The organism is Kitasatospora sp. NPDC022785 (assembly GCF_055561295.1).
Genome location: NZ_JBVHHB010000021.1, coordinates 163,815 through 180,189, shown reverse-complemented (window position 1 = coordinate 180,189; position 16,375 = coordinate 163,815). Strand labels below are relative to the sequence as shown.

Genomic DNA, 16,375 nt, shown 5'->3' with positions numbered 1-16,375 from the left:
TGGACGACCCGGCCGACGACCCGGTCGACCCGCGGGTCGCCTCGCACATCGCCTCCACCGCGATCGAGGGCGGCACCGCCCACCCCGAGCTGAAGATCCTCAACAACGGCTGAGGCCGTACAGCTGTGCCGACCCAGGCTGTCGTACCGACCCCGCGCCGTGCCGGCCCCGCCGTCACGGCGGCCTCTCCGCCGTGCTGACCCTGCACCGGGCGGCCCTCGTGCTGCCCGATCCGGCAGACCCCACCGCCCCGTCGTTCTCCGACGGGGCGGTGCTGGTGCGCGACGGGCGGATCGCCGCCCTCGGCCCGTACACCGGGCTGGCCGCCGCCCACCCCGGGGCGCGGCTGCGGGACTGGGGCGACGGCCTGCTCACGCCAGGCCTGCGCAATCCGTACGGGCACTGGCTCCTGGAGCGCGCGTACCACCCGGACCCGCGTGAGGGGGTCGGGGACACGCCCGTCTCCGGGGGGCTGTCCGAAGCGACGGACGAGGCACGTTGCGGTGCGAGCGCCCGGCGCGGGCTGCAGCGGATGCTCGGGTGCGGGGTGACCGCGGTAGCCGGGCCGTTCGAGCGCGCCTCGGTCCGGACGGCGGTGGCCCGCTCGGGGCTGACCGCGCTGCCCGGTCCTGCGAGCCCTGTGGGTCCTGAGGGTCCTGTGGGTGGGGAGGGACCGCTGGACCCGCTCGCCGTGCTGCCGCTCGCGGCGGCGGTGCACGGCCGGCTGGCGGTGGACGGGCCGGCCGACTTCGCGGTCTTCGCGCGGCTCGCGAGCACGGCGGCCGTTGGTGCGGGCGAGCCGCGTCCTGGCGGCTGTCTGGCCACCGTGCTGGCCGGGCGGTTGGTCTATCGACGTCGCTGAGCGCGTCGGTGGGCGTGTCGCTGAGCGTCGGTGGGCGTCGGTGGGCGTCGGTGGGCGTCGGTGGGCGTCGCTGGATGCGGAGGCGGTGCTGGGGTGCGGAGTGTCGTGGGTGCTGGGTGCTGGGTGCTGGGTGCTCGGTGCTGGGGTGCTGCTGGGTGCTGTGTGCTGGGGGATGGTGAGCGCCGGGGGCTGTGATTGCCGGGACCTGACTTCCGGGGGCACTGATTGTCGGCTACCCGCGGGTAGCCGGAATCCCGTGCAGCACACGGGAGTTCCTTCGTGTGCTGCCGAACTCGGTGTTCGGCCATATCGTCTGATTCACCCTTCGCCGTGACCTGAGGGCCCGCCAGCGGATACGATCCCGGACAGCTCACTCCGCACCCTCACCACACACCGCCCGCCCCCGCGGGTGGCGGGGCCCAGTCCCAGGCCCTGAAGGCAAGCCAGGACAGGAACCATGCGATCCGCGACCGTCCCCCCGCCGCGTTCCCCGCGGTTGGGCCGTGGTTGGTACCTCACCGCCGTGCTCAGCGCCGTGCTGGCCGTCGGCATGTGCCTGCTCGGTTGGCGTCAGGCCGAGCAGGCCGACCGGATCGGCGCGCACCCGGTGAGAGTGGACGGCGTCGTCACCCAGCTGCCCACCGGTGGCGGTTCGTACTCCACCGTCAACTACCGGGCCGCCGGCCAGTCGCACACCGCCGCCGCGCTGCCGCTGGCCGACGGCACCAAGGTCGGCGACGCGATCTGCCTGGAGCACGCCGCCGACGACCCGGGCGCGGTCCGGATCTGCGGCGACACCTACCCGCAGCCGGTCGGCGTCGGGCTGGCCCGGATCAGCGTGCCGGTGGCCGGTCTGCTCTTCCTCGTCTGTGTGCTGCGCATCCGCCGGCACCGCCGGGCGGTCGCCATCCGGACCGGCGAGGGCCGGTTCGCCACCACCGTGGCGCTCGCCGCGGGTGCGCTGCCGGACGGGATGCCCGCGATAACGCAGGGCAAGCGCTCGCGTCGCAAGCGTCGTTCGGGCGGACGGCGCGGCCTGCACTGAGGCCGGTGCCGGGCTCTTCGTGGCGGGCGGCGTGCCCCCTTGCCCGGGTCGCCGGTGCCAGGGTGAACAATGGGGGCGTGACCCGAGCCTCTCTGGACAAGCAGCCGCACGAAGTCGCCGCCATGTTCGACGACGTCGCGGCCAAGTACGACCGCACCAACGACGTGATCTCCCTCGGCCAGGCCCGCGCCTGGCGCCGGGCGGTGGCCGAGGCGGTGGCCGCCGGACCGGGGGACCTCGTGCTCGACCTCGGAGCCGGCACCGGCACCTCCTCGCTGCCCTTCGTCGAGGCCGGGGCCAAGGTCGTCCCGTGCGACTTCTCGGTCGGCATGCTCACCGAGGGCAAGCGCCGCCACCCCGAGCTGCCGCTCACCGCCGGGGACGCCACCAGCCTGCCGTTCGCGGACGACACCTTCGACTCGGTGACGATCTCCTTCGCGCTGCGCAACGTCCATGACACCGACGCCGCGCTGAACGAGATGTTCCGGGTCACCAAGCCCGGCGGCAAGCTGGTGATCTGCGAGTTCTCGACGCCGACCTGGACGCCGTTCCGCACGGTCTACACCGAGTACCTGATGCGGGCACTGCCGCCGGTCGCCACCGCGGTCAGCAGCAACCCGGACGCGTACGTCTACCTCGCCGAGTCGATCCGTGCCTGGCCGGACCAGCCCGCGCTGGCCGCGAAGCTCCAGGAGGCCGGCTGGTCCAAGGTGGCCTGGCGCAACCTGACCGGCGGGATCGTGGCACTGCACCGGGCGTACAAGGTCTCGTAGGGCCCTCTGCCGCAGGTTCGACTGCCCACCGGTCTGTCAACCGCGGGCGGTCTGCTCCGTGCGGTTGCCCCGTGCGGTCTGCTTCGTGTGTTCAGCTTCGTGTGTGTTCAGCGGCCCGTTGGTGCGTGGAGCGGGGGCTGTAGCCCCGGGCGGGCGTTGCCGTGGCCGGGGCCGTGCGGTTCAGACGCGCGGCCGGACCACGCCCTGGAAGTCCTCGATCGAGCGGCACCGCCCAGCGGACTGATCATGATGCTGATCTCCCCGTTCTCGGCGGAGCTCTCCGCGGACGAGGGGCTGCTCACCTCGCTCCTGGTCGGCGCGGCCGTGCACGCCGTCGGCCATCTGCTCGGCCTCGTCCTGCTGCACGAGGTCTGGGCAGTTGGTCCTGGTCGGCTGCCTCCTCGGCACCGACACCGCCTTCGCCTGTGCGGCCATCCCGGCGTTCATCATGGGGGCCGTCCCGCCGGGCGAGACCGCCGCTGCCAACGGGTGCGCGCTCCAGGCGCCGCCTTGACGACCGGAGGCGCGGTCTCGCTGCCGGGAGGGCCCGTCCCTACGCCCGGCCGGCCGTGGCGGGCGCCGCCGTCGGATCCGGTCCCCAGGACGGCAACTAGACTGCCGGGGACAGCCGCCGTCCCCCCAGCCGCAGCTCCAGGAGAGTGCCCACCGTGTCCGAGACCGCAGCCGATCTGACGAAGCCGGACAGCCCCGTGGAGAGCACCGCGGACGTCATCGTGGTCGGCGCGGGCCCGGCCGGCTCCACCACCGCGTACTACCTGGCCCAGGCCGGCCTCGACGTGCTGCTGCTGGAGAAGACGTCCTTCCCGCGCGAGAAGGTCTGCGGTGACGGCCTGACCCCGCGCGCCACCAAGCAGCTGGTCGACATGGGCATCGACGTGTCGACCGACAACGGCTGGCTGCACAACAAGGGCCTGCGGATCATCGGCGGCGGCGTCCGGCTGGAGCTCGACTGGCCGGAGCTGTCCGCCTTCCCCGACTACGGCCTGGTGCGCAAGCGCGCCGACTTCGACGAGCTGCTCGCCCGTCAGGCCGAGAAGGCGGGCGCCCGGCTGTACGAGCGGTGCAACGTCAGCGGCCCGGTGCTGGACGACCGCACCGGCCGGATCGTCGGCGTCACCGCCCGACTCGGCGAGGAGAAGCGGGCGGTGACCTTCCGCGCCCCGCTGGTCGTCGCCGCCGACGGCAACTCCACCCGGCTCTCGCTGGCCATGGGCCTGCACCGCCGCGAGGACCGCCCGATGGGCGTCGCCTACCGGACGTACTTCAACTCCCCGCGCCACGACGACGACTACCTCGAGTCCTGGCTGGAGCTGTGGGACACCCGTGGCGGCGAGCGCAAGCTGCTGCCCGGCTACGGCTGGGTCTTCGGCATGGGTGACGGCACCTCCAACGTCGGCCTCGGCATCCTCAACTCCTCGCCCGCCTTCGGCGAGCTGGACTGGCGCGAGGTGCTCAAGGCCTGGTGTGCGAGCATGCCGGAGGAGTGGGGCTACACCCCCGAGAACATGACCGACCCGATCCGCGGCGCCGCCCTGCCGATGGCCTTCAACCGGCAGCCGCACTACACCCGCGGCCTGCTGCTCGTCGGCGACGCCGGCGGGATGGTCAACCCGTTCAACGGCGAGGGCATCGCCTACGCGATGGAATCCGGGCAGATCGCCGCCGGCGTCATCGTCCAGGCCAACGCCCGCGTCACCGACACCGGCCGCGAGCGCGCCCTCCAGGCCTACCCGCGCATCCTCAAGGACGTCTACGGCGGGTACTACACGATGGGCCGCGCCTTCGTGAAGCTCATCGGCAACCCCAAGGTCATGCAGCTCGCCACCCAGCGCGGCCTGACCCACCCGATCCTGATGAAGTTCGTCCTCAAGATGCTCGCCAACCTGACCGACCCACAGGGCGGCGACGCCATGGACCGCATCATCAACGGCCTCACCAAGGTCGCCCCGAACGCCTGATGTTCGGGGCTCGGGGCTCGGGGGCCGGAGCTCGGAGCTCGGAGCTCGGGGCCGGGGCCGGGGCTTGAGGCTGGGGGCCGGGGCTTGAGGCTTGGCGCTTGAGGCTGGGGAGCTGATTTCCGGTCGCTGTTGCGTGGCGGCTGAATGAGTGATGGCTGACGCCCCTGCCCCCTGTGCTTGTGGGGGCAGGGGGCAGGGGGCAGCGGCGCGCCTTGCCGGGGGGCGGGCCGGTGTCGGGTCGGTTCAGCCGGTGGCGCGTACGTAGATGTCGGCGCCGTCGGGGGAGCCGGGCTCCGCGGTGACGACGAAGATCTGCCGGTCGGCCGTGCCCGTCTGCGGTACCAGGGGGGCGTCGGCTGGCTCCTTGCCGGGGAACGCCGCCCGGAGGTCGTCCGGCAGCGGGGCCGGGGCGCCTAGCCGCGGCAGGTCGTAGACGCGGAGGAAGTCGTCCACGCTGGAGTCCGTGTCTGCCCGCACCTGGTAGTGGAGGTAGGCCGCCCGTGTGCCGTCGGGCAGCCGGCCGAACACGGCCTCCACCGGGATGTAGTACCGCCCCTTGGCCGGATGCTGCTTGTAATGCAGGGTTGCCAGCTTCTCGGCCCGGTCGGTGTCCGTCTCGGGCGGGTGGAAGGTCGTCACCATCGCGTACGCGATCCATCCGACGGCCGCGAGGGTGAACACCACACAGAGCCCGAGCGCCCCGGCCACCGCCCGGCGAACCCTTGGCCGCTGTCGTACCGCAGGCACCGCTTCACTGATCCACCCGCCGGACTTGGCCATCCGATGCTCCCCCCCCGGGATCGTCCGTTGCCGCTGACGACTCTAGGGGGACGGAGCGAGGCGAACCATCCGTAGAAGTACTCACATCGCCGGGTGCGCGGGCGTGGGCGTGGTCGTGGCGGGGGCGGTGGCGGGTGTGCGGCGCGGCGGGTGTGGGGTCTGCGGGGCGTGGCGGGCGTGGCGGGCGTGGCGGGCGTGGCGGGCGTGGCGGGCGTGCAGGGTGGCCGTGGCTGCCGTGGCTGCCGTGGCTGCCGTGGCTACCGCGACCGGCGGGGTCACTGTGGGCGGCTGGCGGCGGAGCGCTGCTCGACGTAGGCGAGGCGGTCGGCGAAGACCTGGGCGGCATCCGGGGTGAGGGTGCGGAGGGCGACGAGGGCTGAGAAGACGACGTCGCAGAGCTCGTGCTGGACGTCTTCCCAGGTGTGGGTGACGCCCTTGCGGGGGTTCTGCCCGGTGGCCCCGATCACCGCGGCGCCGACCTCGCCGACCTCCTCGGAGACCTTGAGGATGCGGAGCAGGCGCTCCTCCTGGGCGGAGAGTCCGCTTTCGTCGTCCAGCCAGGCGACCAGGTGGTCGACGCTCTCCCAGATCCTGCTGTCCATGTGCGCGGCTCCCGTACGGCTTCGGTGACGCTGCCCACCGTACGGGAGCCTGGCAGGGGCGGAGCGGTCGCCCGGCGGCTCGGTTTCAGCGGGAGCTGATCTTCACGTTGCGGATGTTCACCGGGAGAGTGGGGTAGCCGTCGCCGGGGTTGTTCTGGTCGTCCTCGCCACCGGCCGCGATCTTCTGCAGCACGTCGAGGCCTGCGGTGATCCGACCGAACGGGGTGTAGGCGGGGGAGAGCTTGGTGTCCTTCCAGACGAAGAAGAACTGGCTGCCGTTGGTGTTCGGACCCGCATTGGCCATGGCCACGGTGCCGGCCGGGTAGGTGGCCCCCGTCAGGTTCTCGTCCGGGAAGGAGTAGCCCGGGCCGCCGCTGCCGGTGCCGGTCGGGTCTCCGCACTGCAGGACGAAGATCCGCTGGGTGGTGAGTCGGTGGCAGTGGCTGCGGTCGAAGTAGTCGTGCTCGGCGAGGAAGCGGAACGAGAAGGTGGTGCAGGGCGCCTCGGCGGTCAGGGCCTGGAAGGTGATCGCGCCCTGGCTGGTCTTCAGCGTCGCGCTGTAGGGCTTGGCCGCCTTCTTCGCATCGAAGACCGGGATGCCCTTGAAGTTGTCGGCGGGCACCGCCGGGGTGTAGGTGCAGGTGGCGGCGGTGGGCGTGGTCGGAGCCGGGACCGGCGGGGCGTCCGCGACGGCGGTTCCGGTGGTCGCGACCAGCGGGAGGATGGTGGCAGCGGCGAACAACGCCCAGTGTTTGCGCTTCACTTGACGAGCCTTCCGGGGGGTGGTGGACGGCAGTGTTGTCATGGCGACATCATCCACGGCCAGGGGTGGATGCGGTAGACGTCGGGGGTGCGTGTCGCGCGCGGGTGGCGTGGGGTGGCTGGCGCGGGGAGGGCGGCGTGGAGCGGGTGGAGTCGGTCGGCGCGTGCGGGTGCCCGTGGGGTGGGCGCGTCTGAGGTCGGCGTTTCGGGGTGGGCGTTCCGGGGGCGACGTTTCGGGGCGGCGTTGTTGGGCTTCGCGGGCTGGCACCTGGGGGTCAGGCGGCCTCTGCGGTGAAGAGGCCGGCGCGGGCGGCGAGGGCTGCGGCATCGGCGGCCCGCTCGGCAGTGCGAGCGTCCAGCGGCTCGCCGGTGACGAACAGGCGGTAGTAGAGCGGGGCGGTGGCTGCGCGGACGACCTCGGCGCCATCGGTGCCGGCGGGAAGATCGCCACGCTCGACGGCGCGTTCGGCCACCTCGGCGGCCTGTCGGTGGCGCGCGGAGAAGAAGGCGCGCAGGGCGGCGGCGCCGACGTCGGAGCGCTGGGCGGCGGTGATCAGTGCGGTCGGGGTCGAGCCCAGTTCGGGGTCGGTGAAGACGGCGAAGACCTCATGGGTGATCCGACGTAGGTCGCCGGCGAGGTCGCCGGTGTCGGGGAGTGGCCACGGCTGGTCGGCGGAGGCGGTGAGTGCGTCCGCGACCAGGCCGTCCACCCCGTTCCAGCGGCGGTACAGGGTGGCCTTGTGGACGCCGGAGCGCGCCGCGACCGCGTCGACGGTCAGCCCGTCGTACCCCTTCTCGGTGATCTTGGCGAGCGTCGCGGCGATGACGTTCGCGCGGACCCGGGCGCTGCGCCCGCCCGGGCGAGGGGTGGGGGTGCGGGCTTCCTCGTTCAAAGTCAACTCCAGTCGCGTTAAGGCTTGCCGTGGCGGTGACGCCATGCCATCCTCATCTTAATGCGACTCAAGTCGCATTTCGAGAGGTCCGTTTGAGTCGTTGAGGAGTTCCATGACTGTCGCGATCCCCGACCACACCGTGCTCCACCCGCTCGCCGGGCACGACCGTGTCGTCCTGCTGCGCCCGCTGGTCACCGACCCGCGCATTCGGGTCGGTGAGTACACCTACTTCGACGACCCGGACGGTGCCACCCGTTTCGAGGAGCGCAACGTCCTCTACGCGTACGGTCCCGAGCAGTTGGTGATCGGCAAGTACTGCGCGATCGCCACCGGTACCCGCTTCCTGATGGCCGGCGCCGCCCACCCCACCGTCGGAGTCTCCACCTTTCCGTTCACCATGTTCGGCGGCAGTTGGACCGAGAGGACCCTCGACATCGTCACCGGACTCCCGAGCCGGGGCGACACCGTGGTCGGCAACGACGTCTGGTTCGGACATGGCGCCACCGTGCTGCCCGGCGTCAGGATCGGCGACGGCGCGATCATCGCCGCCGGCGCCGTCGTCACCGCCGACGTCGAGCCGTACACCGTCGTCGGCGGCAACCCGGCCCGCCCGATCCGTCGCCGCTTCGACGACGCGGACGTCGACCGCCTGCTGCGCGCCGCCTGGTGGGACTGGCCGGTCGAACTCGTCACCGAGCACGTCCGAGCCATCATGTCCGGCAGGCCTGCCGACATCGAGGCCATCGCCGCGGTCCACGGTCTGCTGGCCACCTGAGGGCGCGGGACGCAGGAAGGCGGGTATGGGGCGGGGTCAGGACGGAGGCCGGGCACCAAGGGGCCGGGGGTACAAGGGGCCGGGGCACCAGGGGCCGGGGGCACAAGGGCGTCGAGCCGTGCGGGACCGAAAACCGTTGATCGCCGGCCGTCGGGTGCGCGAAGATGGCGGGCCCCTGGTGGGGGCCTGTTGTGGCCCGAGATCCGTCCGATGTCGTACGGGAATCTCTCCTCGTCGGTTCCGTTCGTTCCGGAGGGTTCCTGTTCATGCGTGGTTCGTCGTCCTTCCTTCGTGATGTGCCCGTACTGCTGGTTGCGGTGGTGTGGGGGTCGAGCTTTCTGGCCGTGCAGCGGGTGGCCGAGCCGGGGACGGTGGTGGCGATGCTGGTGCTCAGGTTCGCCTTGGTGCTGCCGCTGCTGGGACTGGTCGCGTGGCGGGGGCTGCGGAGGATGGGTCGGTCCGAGTGGCTGGGTGGCGCGGTACTGGGGCTGGTGCTCGGGGGCGTCTTTCTGCTGGAGACCTATGGCGCGGTGCACACCTCGGCCACCAACGCCGGTCTGATCATCAGCCTCACCATGGTTTTCACTCCTCTCGCGGAGAGCGCGCTGGCTCGGACGCCGCTGCCGCGGGCCTTTCTGGCCGCGGCCGGGCTGGCGGTGGTGGGGGTCGCCATGCTGACCGGGGGCGGCGGGCTCAAGGCGCCGTCGCTGGGCGATCTGCTGGTGCTCGGAGCCGCGGTGGTGCGGACCGTCCACGTGCTGACGATGGCTCGGCTCCGACCCATCCGGGACACCGACTCGCTGGCCCTCACCTGGGTCCAACTTGCCACCGCGACACTGGTGTTCGCCGTCGTCGCGCCGTTCGCCGGACCGCTGCCGTGGACGGCCGCCGCCTCGTACGGGCCAGCGCAGTGGGCCTGGCTGTTGCATCTGGCTCTGCTCTGCACGCTGTTCGCCTTCTTCGTGCAGATGTGGGCCGTCCGCGCGACCTCGCCGTCCAGGGTCAGCCTGCTGCTCGGTACCGAGCCGCTCTGGGCCGCCGTCTTCGGCATCACCCTCGCCGGCAACCACCTCGGCCCGCTCGCACTCCTGGGGGGTGCCCTCGTCCTGGTCGCCACCGAATGGGGGCGCCGTACCGCCGTCGCCCCGGCCCGGGACGCGGCGCAGGTGGTGGAGGCCGACGCGGCGGCGGAGCCGGCCCCGGCTTCGGTGTGACGGGGCGCCCTCGTCATCGACGCCCCAGAGTGCGGCGGGCGTAGGCGAAGGTGACGAGCGCGAGAAGCGGCCCCCAGGCGACCAGCGGCAGGTAGCAGAGGGCCATGACGAGGCCGGCCGAGCCGTGCGGGGCGTCGGGCGAGCTCATGTTGCTGCTCCAGCCGCCGAACAGGGCCGTCATGCCGAGCCAGGTCAGGACCGCGGAGCCGAGGGCGGCCGGGACGATCGCGGCGAGCGGTCGGACCGTACGGCCGCCTATCAGCGGGATCCAGCCGGGCACCACCTCGCCCCAGGGGCGGACCAGGCCGACGGTGAGGAAGGCCAGCAGCTCGGCCAGGGCACTCAGCACCAGGACGTACGCCGTGCCCCAGCCGGGGTTGTGCCGGTCGGCCAGCGCGGCGAACTCCCCGCTGAAGCCGACCGGGACGCCGAGGCCGAACGCGATCCGCCAGAGCCCGGAGGGCACGGTGGTCCAGACGGTGGCCTTGGCCGCCAGCTCGGCCCAGCGTGGGACGGGCGCGGCGGTGCCGGCCGGCCGGGAACCACCGGTGTCGAGGGACATCGGGTCCGCCCCGGTCGTGGTGCCGGAGCCGGAGCCTGTGCCTGCGCCGGCCGTGATTCCGTTCCTCGCCCTGGACGTGACCGTGGTCGTGGTGTTGGTGACGGTGCTCATGAATGTGAACTCCCCTCTCGCCCAGCCCCACCGGCCGATCCGATGGGTCAAGCCTGGCGGTCGGCTGCGGTCTGCGGCAGATGCCGATCGGGCTGTTCTCGCCGCTCAGAAGGTGCGCGCGAATATGCCGATCGGCACAGGCGGCGGGGTGCTGAGGTCCGTAGGCTTACCGCCGGAAAGGAGGCGACTATGAGTCAGATCCTGGCGTTGGCCGCACCAGTGGCCGTGCTGCTCGGCTGGGCGGTGCGGGCCCGGTGCGGGGTGGTGGTCGTGGCTGGGGCGGCCGGCGCGGTCTCGGTGGCGGCCACGGTCGGCGTCTGGGCGGCCGGTCGATGGGGCGAGTCACAACGCTGGCCCGGTGTGATCGGCCTGTTCGAGCTCGCCTCCCTCCTGTTCCTGCTGGTGCTGGCGCTGCGCGCCGAGGACGGGCGGCGGTCGGCAGTCGTGGCCTGGACGATCGGCGGTGCGGCGGCGCTCTGGCCGTCCCGGTTCGAGGCGATCGTCGGGCCGGGGGATGCGCTGACCCTCTTCGGGTTCGGTTCGGTCTTCGCGCTCCCGGCGGTGCTGGCCGGTCTGTATCTGCGCGGGCTGGACGAGAAGAGGCGCCGCTCGGTGGCGGCGGCCCGTCGCGCCCAGCGGCTCGAACTCGCCCACGACCTGCACGACTTCGTCGCGCACGATGTCAGCGGCATGGTTGCCCAGGCGCAGGCGGGCATGGTGCTGGCCGCCTCCGATCCGGCCCGGGCGGCGGAGCTGTTCGAGCGGATAGAGAAGGCCGGGCAGCTGGCGCTGGCCTCGCTGGACCGTACCGTCCACCTGCTGCGCAGCGGGGAGACGGACGGTCCGGAGCGGGGGCCGCAGCCGGGCCTGGCCGAACTCACCGCCCTCACCGATCGGTTCGCGGAGTCAGGCGGTGCCACCGTCCGGTTGGACGCCCCGGAGGTGCAGGCCGGCGTACCCCGGGAGGTGGCGGCGACGGCGTACCGGATCGTGGTCGAGGCGCTGACCAACGTCCGCCGTCACGCACCCGCGGCACGTGTGGTGGATGTCCGGGTGCGGCGCGAGGGCCGGAGGCTGGAGGTCATGGTGTGGGACGACGGCGGGGGCCCACATGCGCCCGGGGCGCGCCTGGGAGAGGCCCGCCGTGGAGAGGACGGTCGTGGAGGTGCCGTGCGGGGCGGCAGCGGACTGGCCGGGCTGGCGGCCAGGGTGGAGGCGCTGGGCGGGACGCTCGCCTCCGGGCGGGAGAAGGCCGGCGGTTGGCGAGTCGCCGCGACGATGCCCTTGGAGGGCCGATGAGTATCCGAGTCCTTCTCGCCGACGACGACGAGGCGATCCGCAGCGCGTACCGGATCATTCTGGACGCTCAGCCGGACATCGAGGTGGTGGGCGAGGCCGAGGACGGCGCACTGGCGGTGGAGGCCGCCCACCGGCTGCGGCCGGACGTGATCCTCGCGGACATCCGGATGCCCCGGCTGGACGGCCTGGAGCTGACCCGGCAGCTGGGCCGGGAGTTTCGGGTGGTTGTGGTGACCACCTTCGACCTGGACGAGTACGTGCACACGGCGATCCGGGCCGGCGCGGCCGGATTCCTGCTGAAGCGTTCGGGTCCGGCGCTGCTGGCCGAGGCGGTCCGGGCCGCGGTCGCCGGGGATGCGTTGATCAGTCCGCAGGTCACCGTCCGCCTGCTGCAGCAGCTGTCGCACCGGGGGCAGGAGCAGGAGCAGGAGCGGGGCCACCAGGAGCAGGGGCGACAGGAACAGGGGAGGAAAGGGAGGAAGGAGAGGCAGGGGAGGAACGAGCCGCAGAGCGGGCCGGAGCGCCAGCGTCCGGAATTCATCGAGGAGCTCACCGCGAGGGAGACGGAGATCGCCCAGCTCGTCGCCGGCGGGGCGACCAATGCGGAGATCGGCTCGCAACTGTTCATCGCCGCCGGGACGGTGAAGAACCACCTCGCCACGATCCAGCGCAAGATCGGCGCCCGGAACCGCGTCGGTATCGCCGCCTGGGTCTGGGAGACCGGTTCCTGAGCACCTAGCCCTGTCCTGCCTCCCTGCCCTGCCCCGCCTGAGCTCCGCCCCTAACCGGCGGCGGTTCCCAGCTCCACCCCTCTCCGGCACTCGGCACCCGGTATCCGGTACCCGGCACCCGACCCCCACCCCGACCCCCACCCCCACCCCCACCCCCACCCCGACCCCCACCCCCGCCCCTGCCCCCGCCCCTGCCCGGCCCCGGTCCTGCCTGGCCGCCGCCCCTGGCCCGGTCAGCGACCAGCCCCGCCCCACTTCATCCCTGCCCGGCCCGGTCGTTCGACCCATCCGCTCGCCCCACCCCGCCGCCCCGCCTTCGCCCCACCCCGCCTCGCCACCCCGCGGCCCCCCCCGCCGCCCCGCTCGCGCGCTTGTGAACGAAGGGTCAAGCGGGCGTTCGGAGACCTGCCACCCCTGCGAGTGAGCCTCTATAACACGTCAACCTGGCGCCCAGAAATTTGCTCTGGGCGGAGCATAGTTGATATAGAAGCGCGGCCCTGACCAGCCGCTTCGCAGATAAATGCGACTGGTTGTGACCATTTGACTTCTTTGCGTTGACAACTCTAGGCATGTTCACTTTCGCCACCATTCCAGGGGTGGCGTAGATCACAAAGATCGTCGTGAACTGCGTGTCGCAGATCACAAGCCGACGGGCATAGGATGCGCTCGTTCCAGGCTTTGTGAACTGCCTCACATGAGGTGGATCTCGGGAACTGGAACGCGGGTTCACCACAGCGTGACCCGTCGGTTCCGATCTGCAGTCAAGGACGACTGGACGGAGGGAGCGGGGGTTATGAATGCCTACGCGCCGATCCTCGTACTCGGTGCCATCGCGGCGGCGTTCGCGGTCGGCTCCGTCGTGATGGCCTCACTGACCGGCCCGAAGCGCTACAACCGGGCCAAGTTGGAGGCGTATGAGTGCGGCATCGAGCCGACCCCGCAGCCCGTGGGCGGCGGTCGGTTCCCGATCAAGTACTACCTGACGGCGATGCTCTTCATCGTCTTCGACATCGAGATCGTCTTCCTCTATCCGTGGGCGGTCAGCTTCGACGCCCTGGGGATCTTCGGGCTGGTCGAGATGCTCCTGTTCATCGCCACCGTCTTCGTCGCCTACGCCTATGTCTGGCGCCGCGGCGGCCTGGAGTGGGACTGAGTGCGGGGCGGCCGCTGACTTTGTGAACGGGCGGACAAGCCCGGCCGGGTGCAGCGACCCGAACGAGCGGACCAATCACAGGACTTGAGGGCACCGAGGGCATTGAGAGGGATCTGATGGGAATCGAGGAGAAGCTGCCGAGCGGCTTTCTGCTCACGAGTGTGGAGACGGCCGCGGGCTGGGTGCGCAAGGCGTCGCTCTTCCCGGCCACCTTCGGACTGGCCTGCTGCGCGATCGAGATGATGACCACCGGAGCCGGCCGCTACGACCTGGCCCGGTTCGGCATGGAGGTCTTCCGGGGCTCCCCCCGGCAGGCCGATCTGATGATCGTGGCGGGGCGGGTGAGCCAGAAGATGGCCCCGGTGCTGCGCCAGGTGTACGACCAGATGGCCAACCCCAAGTGGGTCATCTCGATGGGCGTCTGCGCCTCCTCGGGCGGGATGTTCAACAACTACGCGATCGTGCAGGGTGTCGACCACATCGTCCCGGTGGACATCTACCTGCCCGGTTGCCCGCCCCGCCCGGAAATGCTGATGGACGCGATCCTGAAGCTGCACGACAAGATCCAGCACGAGCCGCTGGGCGTGAACCGCCGCCGGGCCGAGGAGTTGGGCGAGGCGCTGGCCCTGAAGGCCACCCCGGTGAGCGAGATGCGGGGGCAGCTGCGATGAACGACCAGGTACCCGAGACCCGCCGGGAGCAGCCGCACCGCGAGATCCCGGTCGAGGTGGTCGGCCGGCGCCAGGGCATGTTCGGTGCCAAGGGCAGCGGTGACACCTCCGGCTTCGGCGGCCTCGCCGCCCCGATCGCGCTGCCGCCCGCGAGCCGACGCCCTTACGGGGGCTGGTTCGACGAGGTCGCCGACGAGCTGGAGGGCGCCCTGGAGGAGCAGGGCCTCGACCCGGCGGACGTGATCGAGAAGACCGTCGTCGATCGCGCCGAGCTGACGTTCCACGTCGCCCGCGAGCACCTGCTGAAGACCGTCCGAACCCTGCGCGACGACCCCGCGCTCCGTTTCGAGCTCTGCCTCGGGGTGAGCGGCGTCCACTACCCGGGCGACCAGGGCCGCGAGCTGCACGCGGTCTACCACCTGCGCTCGATCACCCACGGCCGGCTGATCCGGCTGGAGGTGACCGCGCCGGACGCCGACCCGCGCATCCCGTCCGTGGTCAGCGTCTACCCGACCAACGACTGGCACGAGCGCGAGGTCTACGACTTCTTCGGCCTGGTCTTCGACGGCCACCCCGCGCTCACCCGGATCATGATGCCGGACGACTGGCTCGGCCACCCGCAGCGCAAGGACTACCCGCTCGGCGGCATCCCCGTCGAGTACAAGGGCGCCCAGATCCCGGCACCCGACCAGCGGAGGTCGTACAGCTGATGAGTACTCAGCACTACGAGAAGGCCGACGGAGCGGCCGGGGGCGGCGCGTCGTCCGGCGCGTCGGCCGGGGCATCGCCCGAGGGAGCGGCTGCCGGAGCATCGGCCGAGGAGGCCGCGGCGGCAGCGGAGACCGCGGCAGCCCGCGAGACCACCGAGGGCCGGGTCTTCACCGTCACCGGCGGCGACTGGGGTGAGGTGGTCGAGGCGGTCGGCCGGGCCGACGACGAGCGCATCATCGTCAACATGGGCCCCCAGCACCCGTCCACCCACGGCGTGTTGCGGCTGATCCTGGAGATCGACGGCGAGACGGTGAAGGAGGCCCGCTGCGGCATCGGCTACCTCCACACCGGCATCGAGAAGAACATGGAGTTCCGCAGCTGGGTCCAGGGCACCACTTTCGTGACGCGGATGGACTACCTGACCCCGCTGTTCAACGAGACCGCCTACTGCCTGGCGGTCGAGAAGCTGCTGGGCATCACCGATGACGTCCCGGACCGGGCCAGCGTCATCCGCGTCCTGATGATGGAGCTCAACCGGATCTCCTCGCACCTGGTCTGCCTGGCCACCGGCGGTATGGAGATCGGCTCCACCACGCTGATGATCTACGGCTTCCGCGACCGCGAGCTCATCCTGGACGTCTTCGAGCTGGTCACCGGCTTGCGGATGAACCACGCCTACGTCCGTCCCGGCGGCCTCGCCCAGGACCTCCCGCCCGGGGCCGTCGACCAGATCCGCGAGGCGGTCAAGACGCTCCGCTCCCGGATGCACGAGTACGACAAACTGGCCACCGGAAACCCGGTGTTCAAGGCCCGCCTGGTCGACGTCGGCTTCCTCGACCTGCCCGGCTGCCTGGCCCTCGGCGCCACCGGCCCGATCCTGCGCGCCACCGGCCTGCCGCACGACCTGCGCAAGACCGACCCGTACTGCGGCTACGAGGACTACGACTTCGAGGTCGCGATCGCGGAGAGCGCCGACTCCTACGGGCGCTTCCTGATCCGGCTGGAGGAGATGCGCCAGTCGCTGCGGATCGTCGAGCAGTGCCTGGACCGGCTCCGCCCCGGCCCGGTCATGGTGGCCGACAAGAAGATCGCCTGGCCGGCCCAACTGGCCGTCGGTCCGGACGGGATGGGCAACTCGCTCGACCACATCCGCAAGATCATGGGCACCTCGATGGAGGCCCTGATCCACCACTTCAAGCTGGTCACCGAGGGCTTCAGGGTCCCGGTCGGCCAGGCGTACGCGGCGGTCGAGTCACCCAAGGGCGAGCTGGGCGTGCACGTGGTCAGCGACGGCGGGACGCGCCCCTACCGGGTCCACTTCCGGGATCCGTCGTTCACCAATCTGCAGACGATGGCGGCGATGTGCGAGGGCGGCCAGGTCGCCGACGTGATCGTCGCGGTGGCCGGGATCGACCCGGTGATGGGAGGCGTGGACCGGTGAGCAATGTGGAA

General features: G+C 71.7%; 18 protein-coding genes. 12 read left to right on the top strand and 6 right to left on the bottom strand.

Features of this window, described 5'->3' with window-relative positions; all coding sequences use genetic code 11:
• Nucleotides 1-193: 193 nt before the first annotated feature.
• The 3 genes from ACZ3YO_RS28575 (at nucleotide 194) to ACZ3YO_RS28565 (ending at nucleotide 2,680) form a co-directional block, all read left to right on the top strand.
• Nucleotides 194-862 carry an amidohydrolase family protein gene (locus tag ACZ3YO_RS28575; RefSeq protein ID WP_465574736.1) on the top strand — a complete coding sequence of 223 codons (669 nt, stop codon included), beginning with the start codon at nucleotides 194-196 and terminating at the stop codon, nucleotides 860-862.
• Between the two features lie 457 nt (nucleotides 863-1,319).
• Nucleotides 1,320-1,907 carry a hypothetical protein gene (locus ACZ3YO_RS28570; RefSeq protein WP_405361053.1) on the top strand — a complete coding sequence of 196 codons (588 nt, stop codon included), beginning with the start codon at nucleotides 1,320-1,322 and terminating at the stop codon, nucleotides 1,905-1,907.
• A 77-nt stretch (nucleotides 1,908-1,984) separates the two neighbouring features.
• Entirely contained in the window at nucleotides 1,985-2,680 is a 696-nt protein-coding gene (locus ACZ3YO_RS28565; RefSeq protein WP_396324553.1) for a demethylmenaquinone methyltransferase, read from the top strand.
• Between the two features lie 180 nt (nucleotides 2,681-2,860).
• On the opposite strand, the gene ACZ3YO_RS28560 is transcribed toward ACZ3YO_RS28565, so the two are convergent.
• Entirely contained in the window at nucleotides 2,861-3,130 is a 270-nt protein-coding gene (locus ACZ3YO_RS28560; RefSeq protein WP_465574732.1) for a hypothetical protein, read from the bottom strand.
• 239 nt (nucleotides 3,131-3,369) lie between these two features.
• On the opposite strand from ACZ3YO_RS28560, the gene ACZ3YO_RS28555 reads away from it, so the two are divergent.
• Nucleotides 3,370-4,659 carry a geranylgeranyl reductase family protein gene (locus ACZ3YO_RS28555; protein ID WP_465574761.1) on the top strand — a complete coding sequence of 430 codons (1,290 nt, stop codon included), beginning with the start codon at nucleotides 3,370-3,372 and terminating at the stop codon, nucleotides 4,657-4,659.
• Between the two features lie 243 nt (nucleotides 4,660-4,902).
• Here ACZ3YO_RS28555 and ACZ3YO_RS28550 read toward each other — a convergent pair whose 3' ends face one another.
• The 4 genes from ACZ3YO_RS28550 to ACZ3YO_RS28535 all read right to left on the bottom strand — a co-directional run bounded on the left by ACZ3YO_RS28550 (nucleotide 4,903) and on the right by ACZ3YO_RS28535 (nucleotide 7,696).
• On the bottom strand, nucleotides 4,903-5,367 hold the full coding sequence (locus ACZ3YO_RS28550) for a hypothetical protein (protein WP_465574729.1): 465 nt from the start codon (nucleotides 5,365-5,367) through the stop codon (nucleotides 4,903-4,905).
• A 347-nt stretch (nucleotides 5,368-5,714) separates the two neighbouring features.
• Nucleotides 5,715-6,041 carry a MazG-like family protein gene (locus ACZ3YO_RS28545; protein WP_396324551.1) on the bottom strand — a complete coding sequence of 109 codons (327 nt, stop codon included), beginning with the start codon at nucleotides 6,039-6,041 and terminating at the stop codon, nucleotides 5,715-5,717.
• Nucleotides 6,042-6,126: 85 nt separating this feature from the next.
• A complete protein-coding gene (locus ACZ3YO_RS28540; RefSeq protein WP_465574725.1) occupies nucleotides 6,127-6,804 on the bottom strand; it encodes a peptidylprolyl isomerase in 678 nt (225 codons plus the stop codon).
• A gap of 274 nt (nucleotides 6,805-7,078) precedes the next feature.
• The gene (locus tag ACZ3YO_RS28535) at nucleotides 7,079-7,696 is read right to left on the bottom strand and encodes a TetR/AcrR family transcriptional regulator (protein WP_465574722.1); all 618 of its coding nucleotides are present in this window, start codon (nucleotides 7,694-7,696) and stop codon (nucleotides 7,079-7,081) included.
• Nucleotides 7,697-7,808: 112 nt separating this feature from the next.
• Here ACZ3YO_RS28535 and ACZ3YO_RS28530 point away from each other — a divergent pair, with 112 nt between their 5' ends.
• Together ACZ3YO_RS28530 and ACZ3YO_RS28525 are read left to right on the top strand one after the other, a co-directional pair.
• Nucleotides 7,809-8,471 carry a CatB-related O-acetyltransferase gene (locus ACZ3YO_RS28530; RefSeq protein ID WP_465574719.1) on the top strand — a complete coding sequence of 221 codons (663 nt, stop codon included), beginning with the start codon at nucleotides 7,809-7,811 and terminating at the stop codon, nucleotides 8,469-8,471.
• Nucleotides 8,472-8,737: 266 nt separating this feature from the next.
• Nucleotides 8,738-9,685 carry a DMT family transporter gene (locus tag ACZ3YO_RS28525; protein ID WP_465574717.1) on the top strand — a complete coding sequence of 316 codons (948 nt, stop codon included), beginning with the start codon at nucleotides 8,738-8,740 and terminating at the stop codon, nucleotides 9,683-9,685.
• 13 nt (nucleotides 9,686-9,698) lie between these two features.
• Here the strand turns inward: ACZ3YO_RS28525 and ACZ3YO_RS28520 are convergent, their stop codons facing one another.
• Nucleotides 9,699-10,358 (bottom strand): hypothetical protein, encoded by a 660-nt coding sequence (locus ACZ3YO_RS28520; protein ID WP_465574714.1) that lies wholly within the window; start codon nucleotides 10,356-10,358, stop codon nucleotides 9,699-9,701.
• A 189-nt stretch (nucleotides 10,359-10,547) separates the two neighbouring features.
• Between ACZ3YO_RS28520 and ACZ3YO_RS28515 the strand changes: the two genes are divergently transcribed.
• The 6 genes from ACZ3YO_RS28515 to ACZ3YO_RS28490 all read left to right on the top strand — a co-directional run bounded on the left by ACZ3YO_RS28515 (nucleotide 10,548) and on the right by ACZ3YO_RS28490 (nucleotide 16,364).
• Nucleotides 10,548-11,657, top strand: coding sequence for a sensor histidine kinase (locus tag ACZ3YO_RS28515; RefSeq protein WP_465574712.1), 1,110 nt, complete (start codon nucleotides 10,548-10,550; stop codon nucleotides 11,655-11,657).
• Entirely contained in the window at nucleotides 11,654-12,388 is a 735-nt protein-coding gene (locus ACZ3YO_RS28510; RefSeq protein ID WP_465574709.1) for a response regulator, read from the top strand. The genes ACZ3YO_RS28515 and ACZ3YO_RS28510 overlap by 4 nt, the downstream gene beginning before the upstream one ends.
• A 793-nt stretch (nucleotides 12,389-13,181) precedes the next feature.
• Complete coding sequence (locus ACZ3YO_RS28505) at nucleotides 13,182-13,541, top strand: NADH-quinone oxidoreductase subunit A (RefSeq protein ID WP_014137597.1); 360 nt, start codon at nucleotides 13,182-13,184, stop codon at nucleotides 13,539-13,541.
• 116 nt (nucleotides 13,542-13,657) lie between these two features.
• On the top strand, nucleotides 13,658-14,212 hold the full coding sequence (locus tag ACZ3YO_RS28500) for a NuoB/complex I 20 kDa subunit family protein (protein WP_405361061.1): 555 nt from the start codon (nucleotides 13,658-13,660) through the stop codon (nucleotides 14,210-14,212).
• Nucleotides 14,209-14,922: an NADH-quinone oxidoreductase subunit C gene (locus ACZ3YO_RS28495; protein WP_396324543.1), complete on the top strand. Its 714-nt coding sequence runs from the start codon at nucleotides 14,209-14,211 to the stop codon at nucleotides 14,920-14,922. The genes ACZ3YO_RS28500 and ACZ3YO_RS28495 overlap by 4 nt, the downstream gene beginning before the upstream one ends.
• A complete protein-coding gene (locus ACZ3YO_RS28490; protein ID WP_465574704.1) occupies nucleotides 14,922-16,364 on the top strand; it encodes an NADH-quinone oxidoreductase subunit D in 1,443 nt (480 codons plus the stop codon). Before ACZ3YO_RS28495 ends, ACZ3YO_RS28490 begins: the two co-directional genes overlap by 1 nt.
• Nucleotides 16,365-16,375: the final 11 nt, after the last annotated feature.